The organism is Pseudomonas sp. UV AK001, from assembly GCF_046097675.1.
Lineage (GTDB): Bacteria > Pseudomonadota > Gammaproteobacteria > Pseudomonadales > Pseudomonadaceae > Aquipseudomonas > Aquipseudomonas kribbensis.
The window spans coordinates 22,473-40,464 of the sequence record NZ_JBJUVZ010000013.1; the positions used below are offsets into that span (position 1 = coordinate 22,473).

A 17,992-nucleotide genomic window follows, 5' to 3' on the forward strand; every position below is an offset into this window, starting at 1 on the left:
TAGAGAGAAAAGTCAGAGCTGGTCGTAGCCTTCGGCCAGATGCAGGTCCTTGAGCTTCACGTAGTTCGCCGCGCTGTAGGTGAAAAAGGCGTTTTCCTTGTCGGTCAGCGGACGAACCTGTTTCACCGGGCTGCCCACATACAGAAAACCGCTTTCCAGACGTTTGCCCGGCGGCACCAGGCTGCCGGCGCCGATGATCACGTCATCCTCGACCACCGCGCCGTCCATGACGATACTGCCCATACCGATCAACACGCGGCTGCCGACGGTGCAGCCATGCAGCATGACCTTATGGGCAATGGTTACGTCATCGCCAATCAGCAGCGGGAAGCCATCCGGGTTGAACGGGCCGGCGTGGGTGATATGCAGCACACAGCCGTCCTGCACGCTGGTGCGCGCGCCTATGCGGATCCGGTGCATGTCGCCACGGATCACCGTCAATGGCCACACGGAGCTGTCTTCGCCGATTTCGACGTCGCCGATCACCACCGCCGAGCCATCGACAAAAGCGCCTGTGCTCAAGCGTGGGGTGTGATTCTGGTACTTGCGAAGGGACACGATTAGTTCTCTCTCTGTCGCCGATAGCTGCGGTGGGTGTCGATTGTAATTAAGATGGGCGCATGTTTCTTCCAGCCAAGGTGCCAACCGTGAGCGTGAACAACCCTCTTCTGCAGTCCTACGACCTGCCGCCGTTCTCCGCGATCCGTGCCGAACACGTGCAGCCGGCCATCGAAACCATCCTGGCCGACAACCGCGCCGCCATTGCCGAAATCCTCAAGACCCAAGGCCAGAACCCGACGTGGGCCGGGCTGGTGCTGGCGATGGACGAACTCAATGATCGTCTGGGCGCTGCCTGGAGCCCGGTCAGCCACCTCAATGCCGTGTGCAACAGCGCCGAACTGCGTGAAGCCTACGAGTCGTGCCTGCCGGCATTGAGCGCCTATTCCACCGAAATGGGCCAGAACCGCGAACTGTTCCAGGCTTATGAAGCCCTGGCCAACAGCCCGGAAGCCGCCGGTTTCGACGTGGCGCAGAAAACCATTCTGGAACACGCCCTGCGTGATTTCCGCCTGTCGGGTATCGACCTGCCGGAAGCCGAGCAGAAGCGCTACGCCGAAGTGCAAAGCAAGCTGTCCGAGCTGGGCAGCCGCTTCTCCAACCAATTGCTCGACGCTACCCAGGCGTGGACCAAGCACCTGACCGACGAAGCCGCCCTCGCCGGCCTGACCGATTCGGCCAAGGCGCAAATGGCTGCCGCCGCACAGGCCAAAGGCCTCGACGGCTGGCTGATCACCCTGGAATTCCCGAGCTACTACGCGGTGATGACCTACGCCCAGGACCGTGCGCTGCGTGAAGAAGTCTACGCCGCCTACTGCACCCGTGCGTCGGATCAAGGCCCGAACGCCGGCCAGAACGACAACGGCCCGGTGATGGGCGAAATCCTCGACCTGCGTCAGGAGCTGGCCAAGCTGCTGGGTTTCTCCAGCTTCTCCGAGCTGAGCCTGGCGACCAAAATGGCCGAGTCCAGCGATCAGGTGCTGAGCTTCCTGCGCGATCTGGCCAAACGCAGCAAACCGTTCGCCGCCCAGGACCTGCAACAGCTCAAGGCGTACGCCGCCGAACAGGGCTGCGCCGATCTGCAAAGCTGGGACAGCGGTTTTTACGGGGAAAAACTCCGTGAACAACGCTACAGCGTCGCCCAGGAAACCCTGCGCGCCTACTTCCCGATCGACAAAGTGCTGGGCGGCCTGTTCGCCATCGTTCAGCGTCTGTACGGCATCGAGATCGCCGAACTGAAAGGCTTCGACACCTGGCATCCGGACGTGCGCCTGTTCGAGATCAAGGAAAACGGCCAGCACGTCGGCCGCTTCTTCTTCGACCTCTACGCCCGCGCCAACAAGCGCGGCGGTGCCTGGATGGACGGCGCCCGCGACCGTCGCCGCACCCTCGACGGCGTGCTGCAAAGCCCGGTGGCCAACCTGGTGTGCAACTTCACCCCGGCCGACAGCGGCAAGCCTGCGCTGCTGACCCACGATGAAGTGACCACCCTGTTCCACGAATTCGGCCACGGCCTGCATCACCTGCTGACCCGCGTCGAACATGCCGGCGTGTCCGGCATCAACGGCGTGGCATGGGACGCGGTCGAGCTGCCGAGCCAGTTCATGGAAAACTGGTGCTGGGAGCCGGAAGGTCTGGCGCTGATTTCCGGCCACTACGAAACCGGCGAGCCATTGCCGCAGGATCTGCTGGAAAAAATGCTCGCGGCGAAGAATTTCCAGTCCGGCCTGATGATGGTGCGTCAGCTGGAGTTCTCGCTGTTCGACTTCGAACTGCACGCCACCCACGGTGACGGCCGCAGTGTCGCGCAGGTTCTGGAAGGCGTGCGGGATGAAGTCTCGGTGATGCGTCCGCCAGCCTACAACCGTTTCCCGAACAGCTTCGCGCACATCTTCGCCGGCGGTTACGCGGCGGGTTACTACAGCTACAAGTGGGCGGAGGTGCTGTCGGCAGACGCCTTCTCCAGGTTCGAAGAAGACGGCGTGCTGAATGCCGACACCGGTCGCGCCTTCCGCGAAGCAATCCTGGCCCGTGGCGGCTCGCAGGCGCCGATGGTGCTGTTCGTCGACTTCCGTGGCCGTGAGCCATCGATTGACGCACTCTTGCGCCACAGCGGCCTGAGTGAGGACGCGGCAGCATGAGTGAGGCACCTGTGAAAACGAAAAAACGCTTTATCGCCGGGGCAGTCTGCCCGGCGTGCAGCGAGCCGGACAAGCTGATGATGTGGAGCGAGGACGACGTCCCGCACCGCGAATGCGTGGCGTGCGGCTACAGCGATACGCTCAATGCTCAAGGCCTGTCGGTTCCGAAGGAACTGGGCACGCGAGTCAACACCAGCGCGCTCAAGCCGGCACCGGACAAGACAGTTCAGGCGGTGCAGTTCTTCCCGAACCCGAAGCTGAAGAAAAAGCCCGACGAGCAACACTGATCCGGCACCACCTTCCACCGATTTCCGGTGGAAGGTGGTATTGGCTTAACACCTGTCCCCTGCACTTGCTTCGTAGGCTGGCCGTTTCCGCCATGCCTCGAAGGAAGCTGCCATGTCTGACTCCAATCCCCTCCTGCAACACTGGACGCTGCCGCCCTGGCCGGCGATTCGCGCCGAGCATTTGCTGCCGGCAATCAACAGCATCATTGCCGACCACCGACGAATCATTGCGCAAGTGCTCTCCACTCAGCTGGAGCATCCCGGCTGGGACGATCTGGTACTGAGCATCGACGAAGCCGATGCCCGCCTCAGTGAATTTCGGTCGATTCTCGAGACGCTGTCCACGATCAGATCCGACGACACCACCTGGCTTGAGGAAATCGCCAAAGCCCATCTCGCGCTCAACCAGTATCGCTCCGAAAAAAACCGCAATCGCCCGTTGTACGAGGCCTACCAGCGTTTGACGCAGAGCTCGATCGCTGCCAGTTTCGATGAATCACGCAAGACCGTGCTGGCGCGGATACTGCACAAATTCAGGCAATCGGGCATAGAGCTTCCCACCGCGCAACAGCAGGAACTGGCCCGGTTGAACCTTGAGATCGGCGGACTTGAATCCACATTTTTGACCCACCTCGAACGCTGGACCGAGACTTGGAGCAAACGGGTCGACGATGTTGCACTGCTTGCGGGACTGTCCCCGTCGATGAAGGATCGCCTGGCGCGCGCCGCACGCGAGGCCGGACATGACGGCTGGCTGATTCGCCTGGACCAGAACACCTGCCATCACATCCTCAAATACACCGAGAATCGTGCGTTGCGCGAGGAATGCTGCGTAGCCTATGCGACCCGCGCGTCCGATCAGGGGCCGCTGGCCGGGCGCTTCGACAACGGCCCGGTGCTGACGAAGCTGCTTGCCTTGCGCCAGCAGAAAGCCCGCTTGCTTGGCCACGAAAACACTGCGCAACTGAGTCTGGCAAAAAGCATGGCCGGAACGACGGCCTGGGTCAGGGGGTTTCTCGAATGCCAGGTTGCGCAATTGACCCCCATCCTGGAGCAGGACGCAAAACAACTGGCTGCCTTCGCCCGGCAACAGGGAATCGACCGGGTCCAGCCATGGGATGAGGAATTTCTCGCCGAGCAATGGCGTCAGCAAGAGTTTCGCGGAGCGCTGGATAACCTGCGTGATTACTTCGAATTCGATGGCACCCTGCTCCGGCTCTGTCTGTTCTGCGAACGCATGTTCGTGATCCGTATCGTCGAACAGATCGGCGGGAAACACTGGCATGACGATGTGCGGCTGCTGGAGATCCGCGAGCATGAACTGGTCGTCGGTTACATCTACCTCGACCCGTTTCACCGCGATACCGCTGCGGATTTCGCTGGCACTTCCACGCTACGCAATCGCCGGATCAACGCCGAAGGCCGACCGGCGCTACCCATTGCCGTGCTCTACAGCAATTTCACGCCGGCCACCGACGGCCATCCTTGTCGACTCGAACTCAACGACCTGCGGGTACTTTTTCATGAGTTTGGCCACTGCCTTCAGCACGTACTGACGCGTTCACCTCATCACTCCCTGTCCGGAATCCAGCAATTGGGCCATGAGGCGGCGGAGTTTTCCGGTCAGTTATTCGAGCTGTGGTGTCAGTCGCGAGAGTTCGTGCTTTGGCTCGGTGCGCATTTCCAGACCGGCGAGCGTTTGAGCGCTGCAAGGGTCGATGCGGCACTCTCGGCCACCGAGGCCCACTCCAATCGACAACAGGCCTTGATACTGATGGGCGCGCTCATCGATTTCGAGCTGCACACCACCCACGGCGACGGGCGTTCTGTCGAAGAGGTTTGCGCCGACGTGCAACGCACAATGGGCCACCTGCAACTGCCCGACAGTCACCGGTTCGCCAATGGTTTCGATTACATGGTGACCCAATACGACGCTTCGGTTTACGCCTATGTCTGGTCAGGGGTGCTGGCTCAGGAAGCGTTCAAGCGCTTCAGTCGTGACTGGGTGTTCAACGCGCAGACCGGCCGGGCGTTCCGGGAAACGTTCTTGGCGCCCGGAGCCGGTCGCTCGTTGCTTGAGGCTGTTGAAACATTCATCGGCCGGCCGGTCAGTGAAGAACTGTGCCCTGGCCGACCGATCATCCGGCGGGTTACTTCAGATTGACGGTCTGGAACCAGCTCTTCATCGAGCAGGTAGCGAACGCACTGGTGCTGCAATCGCCATTGGCCAGCGCAGTACGCAGCTTGTCGACGTCAGCCTGCATCACGTAGCGCACGCCATCCTTGAAGTGGCCGCTTTCACCGAAGCCGCCTTGGGTCATTTCGTTCAGGGCGTCTTCCTTGCTCCAGCCCTGCACCACGATGCGGTACATCGCGGCCATCAGGCCGGTGCGGTCGGAGCCGTGCTTGCAATGCATCAGCACCGGGCCGTTGGCTTCGGCGGTCTGGATCGCACGCAGGGTCTTGAGGACGTCGGCGTCATCGACATGATTTGTGCGATACGGCAATTGCACCTGGTTGATGCCCGGGGTTTTCAACCAGCTCGAGTCCTCTTCCGGCAGGAAGTTGATGACCGTGGCCACTTTCAGGTTCTGCAGCAACGGCACGGCGCCGGCGTCAGGCAGCGCACTGCGATAGAGCGTGGGCGACATCTGGAAGAAGTTGTATTTCATTTCGACCGGTTGGGCCCATTCCGGAGGGCGAGAAACCGGCGCATCTGCGGCATGGGCCGAAATCGAGCCGAGCAGGGCAAACAGCGAGAAACAGATCGCGGAGGAAAAACGCTTCAAGGACATGCTGTGCGGTGACCGTGTGGGATTCGTCAGTGAGGGCGGCAGCTTGCGGGTTGTCCAGTCAAATCCCTGTGAGGCGATTGTCAAAGAAACGTGAAGCCGGAGACTTCCTTCGTCGAATTTCTGGGCTTTTTTTCGGCTGAATCGATTCATCCGGTTGGTTAGGCTGCTACCATTTGTCACATCATGTTGCAGACGCGTCCCCCTTTTCCGGGTCATTTCCGGCCACGTTGCAACCGACCACTCAAAAAGCCGTCCCCAGAAACGGCTGATAACCATCAATGCCTGATGAGGTGCACCCCCATGTCTGATCAAGATCGAGACAACCCGCGGCGTGAGTTTTTGCGCAAATCCCTGACCCTGATTCCGGTGGTCACCCTCGCCGGCAGCGGACTGGGCAGCAGCGTGCTGCAAGCGGCTCCCGAAAGCTCGCCAGCCCCGGCCCCCGCCAAACCGGTTGCAGCAGAGACAAGCGCCTACCAGCCGAGCTACTTCACCGCCGAAGAGTGGGCGTTCATCAATGCCGCCGTCGCGCAGTTGATCCCCAACGATGCCCAGGGCCCGGGCGCTCTCGAGGCCGGCGTGCCGGAATATATCGACCGTCAGATGAACACCCCGTACGCCGCCGGTGCCCTGTGGTACATGCAAGGCCCGTTCAACGCCGACGCTGCGCCCGAGATGGGCTGGCAGAGCAAACTGGTGCCAAAAGAGATCTATCGCCTCGGCATCGCCGCCACGGATCAGTGGACAAAATCCCTCAACGGTAAAACATTTGCCGAGCAAGACAGCGCTACCCGAGACGATTTGCTCAAGCAGCTTGAGGCCGGAAAACCGCAATTCGACAGTGTTCCGGCGAAGATTTTCTTCAATCTTTTGCTGCAAAACACCAAGGAAGGGTTCTTCTGCGACCCGATCCACGGTGGCAATAAAGGCATGGTCGGCTGGACCATGATCGGCTTCCCCGGCGCCCGCGCCGATTTCATGGATTGGGTGGAACGCAACGAGCAATACCCCTTCCCGGCAGTTTCGATTCGCGGCGAGAGGGCGTGAGCATGGCAGCGGTAATGAAGAAGGTCGACGCGGTGATCGTCGGTTTCGGCTGGACAGGCGCAATCATGGCCAAGGAGCTGACCGAGGCTGGCCTCAACGTGCTGGCGCTGGAGCGCGGGCCGATGCAGGACACCTACCCTGACGGCAACTATCCCCAGGTGATCGACGAACTCACCTACAGCGTGCGGAAAAAACTCTTCCAGGACATCTCCAAAGAGACCGTCACCATCCGCCACAGCGTCAACGACATCGCCCTGCCGAACCGCCAGCTGGGTGCGTTCCTGCCGGGCAATGGCGTGGGCGGTGCCGGCCTGCACTGGTCGGGCGTGCACTTTCGTGTCGATCCGATCGAGTTGCGCATTCGCAGCCACTACGAAGAACGCTACGGCAAAAGCTTCATCCCCAAAGACATGACCATCCAGGACTTCGGCGTCAGCTATGAAGAGCTGGAACCGTTCTTCGATTTCGCCGAAAAAGTCTTCGGCACCTCCGGCCAGGCCTGGACCGTGAAAGGCCAACTGGTCGGCCAGGGCAAGGGCGGCAACCCGTACGCGCCGGATCGCTCGAACCCGTTCCCGCTGGAAGCGCAGAAGAACACGGTTTCCGCACAGCTGTTCGGCAAAGCGGCTACAGAGGTCGGTTACAAACCCTACAACCTGCCTTCCGCGAATACGTCAGGGCCTTACACCAACCCTTATGGCGCGCAGATGGGCCCGTGCAACTTCTGCGGTTTCTGCAGCGGCTACGTTTGCTACATGTATTCCAAGGCCTCGCCGAACGTGAACATTCTGCCGGCGCTGAAACCGCTGCCGAATTTCGAACTGCGGCCCAACGCCCACGTCCTGCGGGTCAACCTCGACAGCACGAAAACCAAAGCCACCGGCGTCACCTACATCGATGGCCAGGGCCGCGAGATCGAGCAACCGGCGGATCTGGTGATTCTCGGTGCGTTCCAGCTGCACAACGTGCGCCTGATGCTCCTCTCCGGTATCGGCAAGCCGTATGACCCGATCAGCGGTGAAGGCGTGGTCGGGCGTAACTTCGCCTACCAGAACATGGCGACCATCAAGGCGTTCTTCGACAAGGACACCCACACCAACAACTTCATCGGCGCCGGCGGCAATGGCGTGGCGCTGGACGATTTCAACGCCGATAACTTCGACCACGGGCCGCACGGCTTCGTCGGCGGCTCGCCGATGTGGGTCAACCAGGCCGGCAGCCGACCGATTGCCGGCACCTCCAACCCGCCGGGCACGCCGGCCTGGGGCAGTGACTGGAAACGCGCGACCGCCGATTACTACACCCACCAGGTGTCGATGGACGCTCACGGTGCGCATCAGTCCTACCGTGGCAACTACCTTGATCTGGACCCCGTGTACCGCGATGCCTACGGCCTGCCGCTGCTGCGGATGACCTTCGACTGGCAGGAAAACGACATCAAGATGAACCGTTTCATGGTCGAAAAGATGGGCAAGGTCGCGCAAGCCATGGGCCCGAAAGCCATTGCCGTGCTTGGCAAGAAAGTCGGCGAGCACTTCAACACGGCGTCCTACCAGACCACCCACCTCAACGGAGGCGCGATCATGGGTACTGATCCGAAGACCAGCGCCCTGAACCGCTACTTGCAGAGCTGGGACGTACACAACGTGTTCGTCCCGGGTGCCTCGGCGTTCCCACAGGGCCTGGGTTACAACCCGACCGGGCTGGTTGCCGCACTGACCTACTGGTCGGCGAAGGCGATCCGCGAGCAATACCTGAAAAACCCCGGCCCGCTGGTTCAGGCTTAAGGAGCGATGACCATGAAGACTCTCGTTATCGCGACCCTGGCGCTGCTTGGCAGCGTTGCCGTTCATGGCGCCGAAGTAGATCAATCCTTGATCAAAAAAGGTGAATACCTCGCCCGTGCCGGTGACTGCGTGGCTTGCCACACGGCCAAGGACGGCAAGCCGTTCGCCGGCGGCCTGCCGATGGAAACCCCGATCGGCACGATCTTTTCGACCAACATCACCCCGGACAATACCGGGCTGGGCGGCTACAGCTTCGAGGAGTTCGACCAGGCCGTGCGGCATGGCGTCGCCAAAAACGGTAGTACGTTGTACCCGGCAATGCCGTATCCGTCCTACGCCCGCGTCAGTCAGGATGACATGCAGGCGCTGTACGCCTACTTCATGCACGGCGTGGAGCCGGTGGCACAGGAGAACAAGGCCAGCGACATCCCGTGGCCGTTGAGCATGCGCTGGCCGCTGATGGGTTGGCGCTGGTTGTTCGCGCCGAAGGTCGAGGACTACAAACCCGCGTCAGACGATGCCGTCGTCAGCCGTGGGGCGTATCTGGTGGAAGGCCTCGGACATTGCGGCGCCTGCCATACGCCACGGGCCCTGACCATGCAGGAAAAATCCCTGAGTGCGGCCGAAGGCAGCAGTTTTCTGTCAGGCAGTGCGCCGCTGGAAGGCTGGATCGCCAAAAGCCTGCGCGGCGACCACAAGGACGGCCTCGGCAGCTGGAGCGAAGAGCAGCTGGTGCAGTTCCTCAAGACCGGCCGCAGCGACCGCAGTGCAGTGTTCGGCGGCATGAGCGACGTGGTCACCCACAGCATGCAGTACATGACCGATGCCGACCTGACCGCGATTGCCCGTTACCTGAAATCGCTGCCGGCCAACGATCCTGCCGACCAGCCGCATCAATACGACGAGAAAGCCGCCAAGGCCTTGTGGAATGGTGATGACAGTCAGCGTGGCGCCTCGGTGTACATCGACAACTGCGCAGCCTGCCACCGTACTGACGGCCACGGCTACACCCGGGTCTTCCCGGCGTTGGCGGGCAATCCGGTGCTGCAATCGGAGGATCCGACCTCGTTGATCCACATCGTGCTCAAGGGCGGCACCCTGCCTGCAACGCACACGGCACCATCCACTTTCACCATGCCGGGTTTTGCCTGGCGTCTGTCGGATCAGGAAGTGGCGGATGTCGTGAGCTTTATTCGTGGAAGTTGGGGTAACAAGGGCTCCGCCGTCACTGCGAAAGATGTTGCCAAGTTACGTACCGACGATATGAACACAACATCAGCCGGCGACCTTGGACAAGTAACAATTCACAACTAAACGCAATAACCCCTGCATGACTAATCATGCAGGGGTTATTCATTCAATCGCTGTTACGGGTTGGTAATACTGGCATAGGCTTTGGCCAGGGCAACCAGTTTGGCCCGATCCTGCTCACCGATTTCACCGTCACGATCCACATCGTGCTCCAGACGGCCAATGCTGAAGGTATGGCCGCCATCCAGGGAGGTTGCGGTAACAAAAATCGGGTCAACCAGCCTTTCAGTCTGCTCGCCAGCCTCGGCATCCCAGCCCAGTTCCTTACGTGCAAGTTGCATGGACACCAGTGTATTGGGCTCCGACGGGCCGGGCTGCATAAGTTGCAGAAAAATACCGCGCGAATTAAAAAACGACATCATCAATTCCTTTTGTCTTTTATATGATCAAGTGTTGTGAAGCGGAGTGAATACTACAAACTTGAATAACAAACGAACAGCCGCCTTATGTTTCTTTAATTTGCACCACTACAACTTTACATCTAAACAAACTTATAACTAACCGCGCGTTTTATTGATGGACGGCCGAACGGTAGTGGATCATCCGCAACCTTGCAGATACTGTATGCATGTACAGAACAAGGAAACCCGTGATGACCAGCCTCTTGCCCCCACGCGGCCGCGGCACCGCCACCAATCCGCACAACCGCTTCGCGCCGAGTCGTTCGGTGGCCGAGGACGACGGCTGGTTTCAGGAAGTGCCACTGACCCAGGGCACCGAAGTCAGTTTCGAGACGGCGAAAACCATCATCACCCGCAATACCTCGCCGGACCTGCCCTTCGACCGTTCGATCAATCCCTATCGCGGCTGCGAGCATGGCTGCATCTATTGCTACGCACGACCGAGCCACGCCTATTGGGACATGTCGCCGGGGCTGGATTTCGAAACGAAGCTGATCGCCAAGACCAATGCCGCCCAGGTGCTGGAGGAACAGCTTGGCAAGAAAGGCTATCAGTGTGCGCCGATCAATCTCGGCTCCAACACCGACCCGTATCAACCGATCGAACGTGAACACAAAATCACCCGCCAGACCCTCGAAGTGCTGCTGCGTTATCGGCACCCGGTAACCATCGTCACCAAGGGCTCGCTGATCCTGCGCGACCTCGACCTGCTGACCGAGCTGGCGCAGCAGCGACTGGTGGCGGTGATGATCAGCCTGACCACCCTGGACGATGAGCTCAAACGCATCCTCGAACCCCGCGCCGCCGCGCCCAAGGCCCGGTTGCGGGCGATACGGGTCATGCGCGAGGCGGGGATTCCGGTCGGCGTGCTGTGCTCGCCGATGATTCCGATGATCAACGACAGCGAAATCGAAAGCCTGCTGACCGAAGCCCACGCCGCCGGCGCCCAGAGCGCCGCGTACATGATGCTGCGCCTGCCGCTGGAAGTGGCACCGTTGTTCGAGGAATGGCTCGAGGCGCATTACCCGCAACGCGCCGCCCATGTGTTGAGCCTGATCCGCCAGAGCCGTGGCGGCGAGCTGTACGACAGCCGTTTTGGCGCCCGGATGCGCGGTGAAGGGCCGTTTGCCGACCTGCTCGCCCAGCGATTCGCCAAGGCGTTGAAACGCCTGGGACTCAATCACCGCGAAGGTTTCAATCTCGACTGCACAGCCTTTTGCCCGCCGGGTCGCCAGATGGCGCTGATTTAAGGAGGAAATGACTGACCAGATTCACCCCAGTCACGTTTTTTGTGACCTGGAACACACGTTCTAGAGCGCTTCATTCAGTTTGAGTTAAGTTTCGGCGGTTACCGTGCTCATCGAGTGACTGACGGGTCAGGACGGCCCGGATGTTTTAAACAGCCACTGGCTTCATACCGGAATACACGGGAATGACTCCCCGAATCCGCCAAAGAGGATGAATCATGAGTGACAAGGATAAACAGCCGTTGGCTGCGTCGGCGCAAGCCGTCCCTGGGGCGGTTTCCGCCGATGCAGCATTGCGACATATCGTTGACGGCTTTTTGCATTTTCATCATGAGGTCTTTCCGCAACAGGAAGAACTCTTCAAGAAACTCGCCACGGCCCAGTCGCCACGGGCGATGTTCATCACCTGCGCCGACTCGCGCATCGTTCCCGAACTGATCACCCAGAGCTCTCCCGGCGATCTGTTCGTGACCCGTAACGTCGGCAACGTGGTTCCCCCCTACGGCCAGATGAACGGCGGCGTTTCCACCGCCATCGAATACGCGGTACTGGCGCTTGGCGTGCAACACATCATCATTTGCGGCCACTCCGATTGCGGCGCCATGCGCGCGGTACTCAACCCGGGCAGCCTGGAAAAGATGCCGACGGTCAAAGCCTGGCTGCGCCACGCCGAAGTTGCGAAAACCATGGTGCATGACAACTGCAACTGCACCGACGAAAAAGAAAGCATGCCGATCCTCACCGAGGAAAACGTCATCGCCCAACTGCAGCACTTGCGTACCCATCCTTCGGTAGCCTCGCGCATGGCGAACGGTCATCTGTTCATCCATGGCTGGGTCTACAACATCGAAACCAGCGAAATCAAAGCTTACGACGCGGATCAGGGACGCTTCCTGCCGCTCGACGGCAGCCATCCGATTCCGGTGGCGACGCCCAAAGCGCGCTTCTGAATCCTCCTAAAAATCCGTGTGGTCTGACGCCGGTCGCAGTTCAAGCGACCCGGCTTCGCCACGCCTGAAGAAAACTTCGGGAGAGTCATCATGCGTGCGGCTCAATTGAAAGCGGTGTTGCCACGGGAGCTGCTGGCTTCGGTGGTTGTGTTTCTGGTCGCCCTGCCACTGTGCATGGGCATTGCGATTGCTTCAGGGTTGCCGCCGGCCAAAGGCCTGATTACCGGGATCATCGGGGGTCTGGTGGTGGGTTGGCTGGCGGGGTCGCCGTTGCAGGTCAGCGGGCCGGCGGCGGGGCTGGCGGTACTGGTGTTCGAGCTGGTGCGCCAGCACGGTATCGAGATGCTCGGGCCGATCCTGCTGCTCGCCGGTTTTCTGCAACTGGTGGCCGGGCGTCTGAAGCTCGGTTGCTGGTTCCGGGTCACGGCGCCAGCGGTGGTCTACGGGATGCTCGCGGGGATCGGCGTGCTGATCGTGCTCTCACAGGTGCATGTGATGCTGGATGCCGCGCCGAAACCCTCCGGGCTGGACAACCTGACAGCGTTCCCCGGCGCAGTGGCGCAGGCTTTGCCGTCCTTTGGCTGGCAGGCCGGGTTGCTCGGATTGTCGACCATCGCCGTGATGTGGCTGTGGGAGAAATTCCGCCCGCACTCGCTGCGTTTCATTCCCGGCGCGCTGCTCGGTGTCGGGCTGGCAACCGGCGCCAGCCTGTTGTTGGCGCTGCAGGTCAAACGGGTTGAAGTACCGGCGAATCTCGCCGAAGCCATCGACTGGCTGAAGCCGACGGATCTGCTGAACCTGGCCGACCCGACGCTGCTGATCGCCGCGTTTGCCGTGGCGTTCATCGCCAGTGCCGAAACCCTGCTGTCCGCCGCAGCGGTGGATCGAATGCACAGCGGCCCGCGTTCGGACTTCGACCGCGAACTGTCGGCGCAAGGGGTCGGCAACATGCTCTGCGGTCTGGTGGGCGCGTTGCCGATGACCGGGGTGATCGTGCGCAGTTCGGCCAACGTCCAGGCCGGCGCAACCACGCGCTACTCGACGATTTTCCATGGTCTGTGGCTGCTGGCCTTCGTGCTGTTGCTGTCGAGTCTGCTGCAAAGCATTCCGGTGGCGAGCCTGGCCGGGGTGTTGGTCTACACCGGTTTCAAACTGGTAGATCTCAAGGCCTTTCGTGGCCTGGGGCGTTATGGCCGAATGCCGATGTTCACCTACGCGGCGACAGCGCTGGCGATCATTTTCACTGACCTGTTGACCGGCGTGTTGATCGGTTTCGGCCTGACCCTGGTGAAACTGGCGTTCAAGGCTTCGCGACTGAAGATCAGCCTGATCGATCTGCCACAGGACCGGGAAATGGAATTGCGCCTGGTGGGCGCGGCGACATTCCTCAAGGTGCCGGCACTGACGCAGGTGCTGGGCAGCATTCCGCCAGCCACGACGGTGCATGTGCCGCTCAACAACCTGAGCTACATCGACCATTCCTGTCTGGAACTGCTGGAGGAGTGGGGCCGGGCCAATGCGGCCAAGGGTTCGAAGCTGTTGATCGAGTCGCGAGGACTGAAACGCAGGCTTGAGGGGAGAATCCGTACCACTACCGGCATCGGTGCGGCAGGCTGAAAAAACCTGGGGGAACAGAGCAATCTGTTCCCCCAATCGTTTGCGCCGAGATCAAGCCGCAGGCTGATCCAGTTCCAGGCCCACGCCCAGACGGCGACTCATGCACGGCCAGCGTTTCCACGCCGCACCGGTGTCCGGGCTGCTGAGTTTCTCGCGGTAGGCCTCCACCGACTCCAGCGCAAAGCTGTCGTCGTCGAGCATGCTGTCCACCGCGTGGTGCACCACTTCATCGAGTTGATTGGCAAATTCCTCACCGAGTAACTGGTGAGCAATCAGATTGGCAACCGTCATGTCCAGGGGGATCAGTGGCTGGCCGAAATGCTTGATGTACAGGTCGTTGACCTCTTCGACAAAGCGGTGGGCCAGATAGGCCTCGTCCAGCAGACTGTCCAGGCCGACCGGCGGCTGGAGAAAGTACTGTTCGGCGATTTTCAGCACCGGTTTGATCTGTGACTCGATTCCCGCTTCCCTGGCGACTTCATTGGCTGCATCCAGCAGGTCTGGCACTTCATCGATGTAGGCGGCGACAAAACGCGTCAGCACGCCGTTGGCGTCGGTTTCCGGCAACTGGATGGCCGGGTGCAGGTGTTGCAGTTGATTTTCGAGCTGACGGGTCAGCTTTCCGGTTTCGATCTCGTGTTGTCGGGCTATGTGGATCTGCTCGCGCAATGCGGCGGTGTTCATGAAAACTCCAGGAAACAAGGCAATGAAATAGGGAAGACATAACTTAGCTGGCTTACGAAAAATGCTAAGACGCATTTGTCATAATTATTTCATCCTTGATACACCTGCGTTATATCGGTTTGCCACCACTCGTCTGCATCCTTCTCCATTCGTGCCCTGGAACGCAAGTGCCAGCTGTTTCATTCGATTTACGTCCGCACATTGCATTTTTCAGCCGCTGTCTATACTCGCCATTGAATGGAGTTAGCTGATGACGCCCGACTGCACCCGCAGCAAGGCCCGGCGATTCAAGTTCGTAGTCTGATGCAGCCGCTCCCTTGCCGCAGGCGAAAGCCGGCGGGATAACAAGAACGATAAGGGGAACCCGCAATGATGCGACATCCACACGTCTGGATGGGCCTCCTGTTGTGGTCGATTTTCAGCCAGGCCAACGCCGCCTGGACTGTGAATATGGCGCCTGGAGCGACTGAAATCAGTCACGCAGTATTCGACCTGCACATGACCATTTTCTGGATCTGTGTGGTGATCGGGATCATCGTCTTCGGCGCCATGTTCTGGTCGATGATGGTGCACCGCCGTTCTACCGGGCAGGTCGCCGCAAAATTCCACGAAAGCACCACCGTCGAGATTCTCTGGACCGTCGTTCCGCTGCTGATCCTGGTGGCAATGGCCGTTCCGGCGACTGCCACGCTGATCCGCATGTACGACACCAGTGAGCCGGATATCGATATCCAGATCACCGGCTACCAGTGGAAGTGGCACTACAAATACCTGGGCCAGGACGTCGAGTTCTTCAGCAACCTGGCCACCCCCGCCGAACAGATCCACAACAAGGAAGCCAAGGGCGAGCATTACCTGCTCGAGGTCGACAAGCCACTGGTGCTGCCGATCGGCGCCAAGGTGCGCTTCCTCGTTACTTCCGCCGACGTGATCCACTCCTGGTGGGTGCCGGCCTTCGCGGTCAAGCGCGATGCGATTCCCGGGTTCGTCAACGAAGCCTGGACGCGCATCGACAAGCCCGGCATCTACCGTGGCCAGTGCGCCGAGCTGTGCGGCAAGGATCACGGTTTCATGCCGATCGTGGTCGACGTCAAGGAAAAGGCCGACTACGAAAAATGGCTGGCCGACCGCAAGGCCGAGGCTGCGCAACTCAAAGAGCTGACCAGCAAGGAATGGACCCTCGACGAGCTCAAGGAACGCGGCGACAAGATCTATCACACCACCTGCGTGGCCTGTCACCAGGCCGAAGGCCAGGGCCTGCCGCCGATGTTCCCGGCGCTCAAGGGCTCGCCGATTGCCACCGGGCCGAAAGCCGATCACCTGCACCGCGTGTACTTCGGCAAACCGGGCACCGCCATGGCGGCGTTCGGCAAGCAACTCTCGGAAGTCGACATCGCAGCGGTCGTGACCTACGAACGTAACGCCTGGGGCAACAACAAGGGCGACATGGTCACGCCAAAAGAAGTGCTGGAGCTGAAACAGGCGGAAAGCAAATGAGCCGGTCTATTGCGTACTTCGTGAACCGGCCGGGGCAAGGCGCCCCGGCCTGCCAAGTCCACTCACTTGAAGGAGACCGGCCATGAGCGCTGTCATCGATGACCACGGTCATGCCGACCACGCCCACGGCCCCGCCAAAGGCCTGATGCGCTGGGTGCTGACCACCAACCACAAGGACATCGGCACGCTGTACCTGTGGTTCGCGTTCTGCATGTTCCTGCTCGGCGGCTCGTTCGCCATGGTGATCCGTGCCGAGCTGTTCCAGCCCGGCCTGCAGATCGTCGAACCGGCGTTCTTCAACCAGATGACCACCATGCACGGTCTGGTGATGGTCTTCGGTGCGGTAATGCCGGCGTTCGTCGGCCTCGCCAACTGGATGATCCCGTTGATGATCGGCGCACCGGACATGGCCCTGCCACGGATGAACAACTTCAGCTTCTGGCTGCTGCCGGCGGCGTTTCTGCTGCTGGTGTCGACCCTGTTCACTCCCGGTGGCGGGCCGAACTTCGGCTGGACCTTCTACGCGCCGCTGTCCACCACCTATGCGCCGGAAAGCGTGACCTACTTCATCTTCGCCATTCACTTGATGGGGATCAGTTCGATCATGGGCGCGATCAACGTGATCGCCACCATCCTCAACCTGCGCGCCCCCGGCATGACGTTGATGAAAATGCCGTTGTTCGTCTGGACCTGGCTGATCACCGCGTTCCTGCTGATCGCGGTAATGCCGGTGCTGGCCGGGTGCGTGACGATGATGCTGATGGACATCCACTTCGGCACCAGTTTCTTCAGTGCCGCCGGTGGCGGTGACCCGGTGCTGTTCCAGCATGTGTTCTGGTTCTTCGGCCACCCCGAGGTGTACATCATGATCCTGCCGGCCTTCGGTGCCGTCAGCCAGATCATCCCGACCTTCTCGCGCAAACCGCTGTTCGGCTACACCTCGATGGTCTACGCCACGGCGAGCATCGCGTTCCTGTCGTTCATCGTCTGGGCGCACCACATGTTCGTGGTGGGCATTCCGCTGGTGGGCGAGTTGTTCTTCATGTACGCGACGATGCTGATCGCGGTGCCGACCGGGGTGAAGGTGTTCAACTGGGCCAGCACCATGTGGCAAGGCTCGCTGACCTTCGAGACGCCGATGCTGTTTGCGGTGGCGTTCGTGATCCTGTTCTCCATCGGCGGTTTCTCCGGGCTGATGCTGGCCATCGCCCCGGCGGACTTCCAGTACCAGGACACCTACTTCGTGGTCGCGCACTTCCATTACGTGCTGGTGCCGGGGGCGATCTTCGGGATCTTCGCTTCGGCCTATTACTGGCTGCCGAAATGGACCGGCCACATGTACGACGAAACCCTGGGCAAGCTGCATTTCTGGCTGTCCTTCGTCGGCATGAACCTGACGTTCTTCCCGATGCACTTCGTGGGACTGGCGGGGATGCCACGGCGGATTCCGGACTACAACCTGCAGTTCGCCGACTTCAACATGGTCTCGTCGATCGGCGCGTTCATGTTCGGCGCCACGCAGATCTTCTTCCTGTTCATCGTGATCAAGACCATCCGTGGCGGCGAGCCGGCACCGGCCAAACCGTGGGATGGCGCCGAAGGTCTGGAGTGGAGCGTGCCGTCGCCGGCGCCGTATCACACCTTCACCACGCCGCCGGAAGTGAAATGAA

The 17,992-nt window shown here is 60.6% G+C and carries 15 protein-coding genes; 11 read left to right on the top strand and 4 right to left on the bottom strand.

Annotated elements, in window-relative coordinates; translation table 11 throughout:
• Nucleotides 1–12 precede the first annotated feature (12 nt).
• Nucleotides 13–558 (bottom strand): gamma carbonic anhydrase family protein, encoded by a 546-nt coding sequence (locus tag ACKLNA_RS26965; RefSeq protein WP_085696514.1) that lies wholly within the window; start codon nt 556–558, stop codon nt 13–15.
• A 62-nt stretch (nt 559–620) separates the two neighbouring features.
• On the opposite strand from ACKLNA_RS26965, the gene prlC reads away from it, so the two are divergent.
• From prlC to ACKLNA_RS26980, 3 genes are all read left to right on the top strand, one after another.
• Entirely contained in the window at nt 621–2,699 is a 2,079-nt protein-coding gene (prlC, locus tag ACKLNA_RS26970; protein ID WP_408987649.1) for an oligopeptidase A, read from the top strand.
• Nucleotides 2,696–2,986, top strand: a complete 291-nt coding sequence (locus ACKLNA_RS26975) for a YheV family putative zinc ribbon protein (RefSeq protein ID WP_007953955.1) — start codon at nt 2,696–2,698, stop codon at nt 2,984–2,986. Before prlC ends, ACKLNA_RS26975 begins: the two co-directional genes overlap by 4 nt.
• Before the next feature lie 112 nt (nt 2,987–3,098).
• Nucleotides 3,099–5,150 (top strand): M3 family metallopeptidase, encoded by a 2,052-nt coding sequence (locus tag ACKLNA_RS26980; RefSeq protein ID WP_408987650.1) that lies wholly within the window; start codon nt 3,099–3,101, stop codon nt 5,148–5,150.
• Here the strand turns inward: ACKLNA_RS26980 and ACKLNA_RS26985 are convergent.
• Complete coding sequence (locus ACKLNA_RS26985; protein ID WP_248744369.1) at nt 5,137–5,781, bottom strand: dual specificity protein phosphatase family protein; 645 nt, start codon at nt 5,779–5,781, stop codon at nt 5,137–5,139. The genes ACKLNA_RS26980 and ACKLNA_RS26985 overlap by 14 nt on opposite strands.
• A gap of 300 nt (nt 5,782–6,081) precedes the next feature.
• Between ACKLNA_RS26985 and ACKLNA_RS26990 the strand changes: the two genes are divergently transcribed.
• The 3 genes from ACKLNA_RS26990 to ACKLNA_RS27000 are packed head-to-tail and all read left to right on the top strand — an operon-like array spanning nt 6,082 to nt 9,929.
• On the top strand, nt 6,082–6,828 hold the full coding sequence (locus ACKLNA_RS26990; RefSeq protein ID WP_408987651.1) for a gluconate 2-dehydrogenase subunit 3 family protein: 747 nt from the start codon (nt 6,082–6,084) through the stop codon (nt 6,826–6,828).
• Nucleotides 6,829–6,830: 2 nt separating this feature from the next.
• Nucleotides 6,831–8,615 carry a GMC family oxidoreductase gene (locus tag ACKLNA_RS26995; RefSeq protein WP_408987652.1) on the top strand — a complete coding sequence of 595 codons (1,785 nt, stop codon included), beginning with the start codon at nt 6,831–6,833 and terminating at the stop codon, nt 8,613–8,615.
• 12 nt (nt 8,616–8,627) lie between these two features.
• Nucleotides 8,628–9,929, top strand: a complete 1,302-nt coding sequence (locus ACKLNA_RS27000; RefSeq protein WP_408987653.1) for a c-type cytochrome — start codon at nt 8,628–8,630, stop codon at nt 9,927–9,929.
• A 53-nt stretch (nt 9,930–9,982) separates the two neighbouring features.
• Here ACKLNA_RS27000 and ACKLNA_RS27005 read toward each other — a convergent pair whose 3' ends face one another.
• The gene (locus ACKLNA_RS27005) at nt 9,983–10,285 is read right to left on the bottom strand and encodes a hypothetical protein (protein WP_408987654.1); all 303 of its coding nucleotides are present in this window, start codon (nt 10,283–10,285) and stop codon (nt 9,983–9,985) included.
• A 233-nt stretch (nt 10,286–10,518) separates the two neighbouring features.
• On the opposite strand from ACKLNA_RS27005, the gene ACKLNA_RS27010 reads away from it, so the two are divergent.
• The 3 genes from ACKLNA_RS27010 (at nt 10,519) to ACKLNA_RS27020 (ending at nt 14,141) form a co-directional block, all read left to right on the top strand.
• Nucleotides 10,519–11,577 carry a PA0069 family radical SAM protein gene (locus tag ACKLNA_RS27010; RefSeq protein ID WP_408987655.1) on the top strand — a complete coding sequence of 353 codons (1,059 nt, stop codon included), beginning with the start codon at nt 10,519–10,521 and terminating at the stop codon, nt 11,575–11,577.
• Between the two features lie 215 nt (nt 11,578–11,792).
• On the top strand, nt 11,793–12,524 hold the full coding sequence (locus ACKLNA_RS27015; protein ID WP_114880899.1) for a carbonic anhydrase: 732 nt from the start codon (nt 11,793–11,795) through the stop codon (nt 12,522–12,524).
• Nucleotides 12,525–12,614: 90 nt separating this feature from the next.
• On the top strand, nt 12,615–14,141 hold the full coding sequence (locus ACKLNA_RS27020) for a SulP family inorganic anion transporter (protein WP_408987656.1): 1,527 nt from the start codon (nt 12,615–12,617) through the stop codon (nt 14,139–14,141).
• A gap of 51 nt (nt 14,142–14,192) precedes the next feature.
• Here the strand turns inward: ACKLNA_RS27020 and ACKLNA_RS27025 are convergent, their stop codons facing one another.
• The gene (locus ACKLNA_RS27025) at nt 14,193–14,825 is read right to left on the bottom strand and encodes a hypothetical protein (protein ID WP_065260651.1); all 633 of its coding nucleotides are present in this window, start codon (nt 14,823–14,825) and stop codon (nt 14,193–14,195) included.
• 369 nt (nt 14,826–15,194) lie between these two features.
• Here ACKLNA_RS27025 and coxB point away from each other — a divergent pair, with 369 nt between their 5' ends.
• Nucleotides 15,195–16,322, top strand: a complete 1,128-nt coding sequence (coxB, locus tag ACKLNA_RS27030) for a cytochrome c oxidase subunit II (protein WP_085713027.1) — start codon at nt 15,195–15,197, stop codon at nt 16,320–16,322.
• Nucleotides 16,323–16,404: 82 nt separating this feature from the next.
• The gene (gene ctaD, locus ACKLNA_RS27035; RefSeq protein WP_114880897.1) at nt 16,405–17,991 is read left to right on the top strand and encodes a cytochrome c oxidase subunit I; all 1,587 of its coding nucleotides are present in this window, start codon (nt 16,405–16,407) and stop codon (nt 17,989–17,991) included.
• Nucleotide 17,992: the final 1 nt, after the last annotated feature.

What these genes read in the sequence shown, in the direction of transcription:
- ACKLNA_RS27010 (WP_408987655.1), top strand. Translation starts at nt 10,519, where the DNA reads ATGACCAGCCTCTTGCCCCCACGCGGCCGCGGCACCGCCACCAATCCG.
- ACKLNA_RS26985 (WP_248744369.1), bottom strand. Translation starts at nt 5,781, where the DNA reads ATGTCCTTGAAGCGTTTTTCCTCCGCGATCTGTTTCTCGCTGTTTGCC.
- prlC (WP_408987649.1), top strand. Translation starts at nt 621, where the DNA reads ATGTTTCTTCCAGCCAAGGTGCCAACCGTGAGCGTGAACAACCCTCTT.
- ACKLNA_RS26980 (WP_408987650.1), top strand. Translation starts at nt 3,099, where the DNA reads ATGTCTGACTCCAATCCCCTCCTGCAACACTGGACGCTGCCGCCCTGG.
- ACKLNA_RS26990 (WP_408987651.1), top strand. Translation starts at nt 6,082, where the DNA reads ATGTCTGATCAAGATCGAGACAACCCGCGGCGTGAGTTTTTGCGCAAA.
- ACKLNA_RS26995 (WP_408987652.1), top strand. Translation starts at nt 6,831, where the DNA reads ATGGCAGCGGTAATGAAGAAGGTCGACGCGGTGATCGTCGGTTTCGGC.
- ACKLNA_RS27025 (WP_065260651.1), bottom strand. Translation starts at nt 14,825, where the DNA reads ATGAACACCGCCGCATTGCGCGAGCAGATCCACATAGCCCGACAACAC.
- ACKLNA_RS27000 (WP_408987653.1), top strand. Translation starts at nt 8,628, where the DNA reads ATGAAGACTCTCGTTATCGCGACCCTGGCGCTGCTTGGCAGCGTTGCC.
- ACKLNA_RS27015 (WP_114880899.1), top strand. Translation starts at nt 11,793, where the DNA reads ATGAGTGACAAGGATAAACAGCCGTTGGCTGCGTCGGCGCAAGCCGTC.
- coxB (WP_085713027.1), top strand. Translation starts at nt 15,195, where the DNA reads ATGATGCGACATCCACACGTCTGGATGGGCCTCCTGTTGTGGTCGATT.
- ACKLNA_RS27005 (WP_408987654.1), bottom strand. Translation starts at nt 10,285, where the DNA reads ATGTCGTTTTTTAATTCGCGCGGTATTTTTCTGCAACTTATGCAGCCC.
- ACKLNA_RS26975 (WP_007953955.1), top strand. Translation starts at nt 2,696, where the DNA reads ATGAGTGAGGCACCTGTGAAAACGAAAAAACGCTTTATCGCCGGGGCA.
- ACKLNA_RS27020 (WP_408987656.1), top strand. Translation starts at nt 12,615, where the DNA reads ATGCGTGCGGCTCAATTGAAAGCGGTGTTGCCACGGGAGCTGCTGGCT.
- ctaD (WP_114880897.1), top strand. Translation starts at nt 16,405, where the DNA reads ATGAGCGCTGTCATCGATGACCACGGTCATGCCGACCACGCCCACGGC.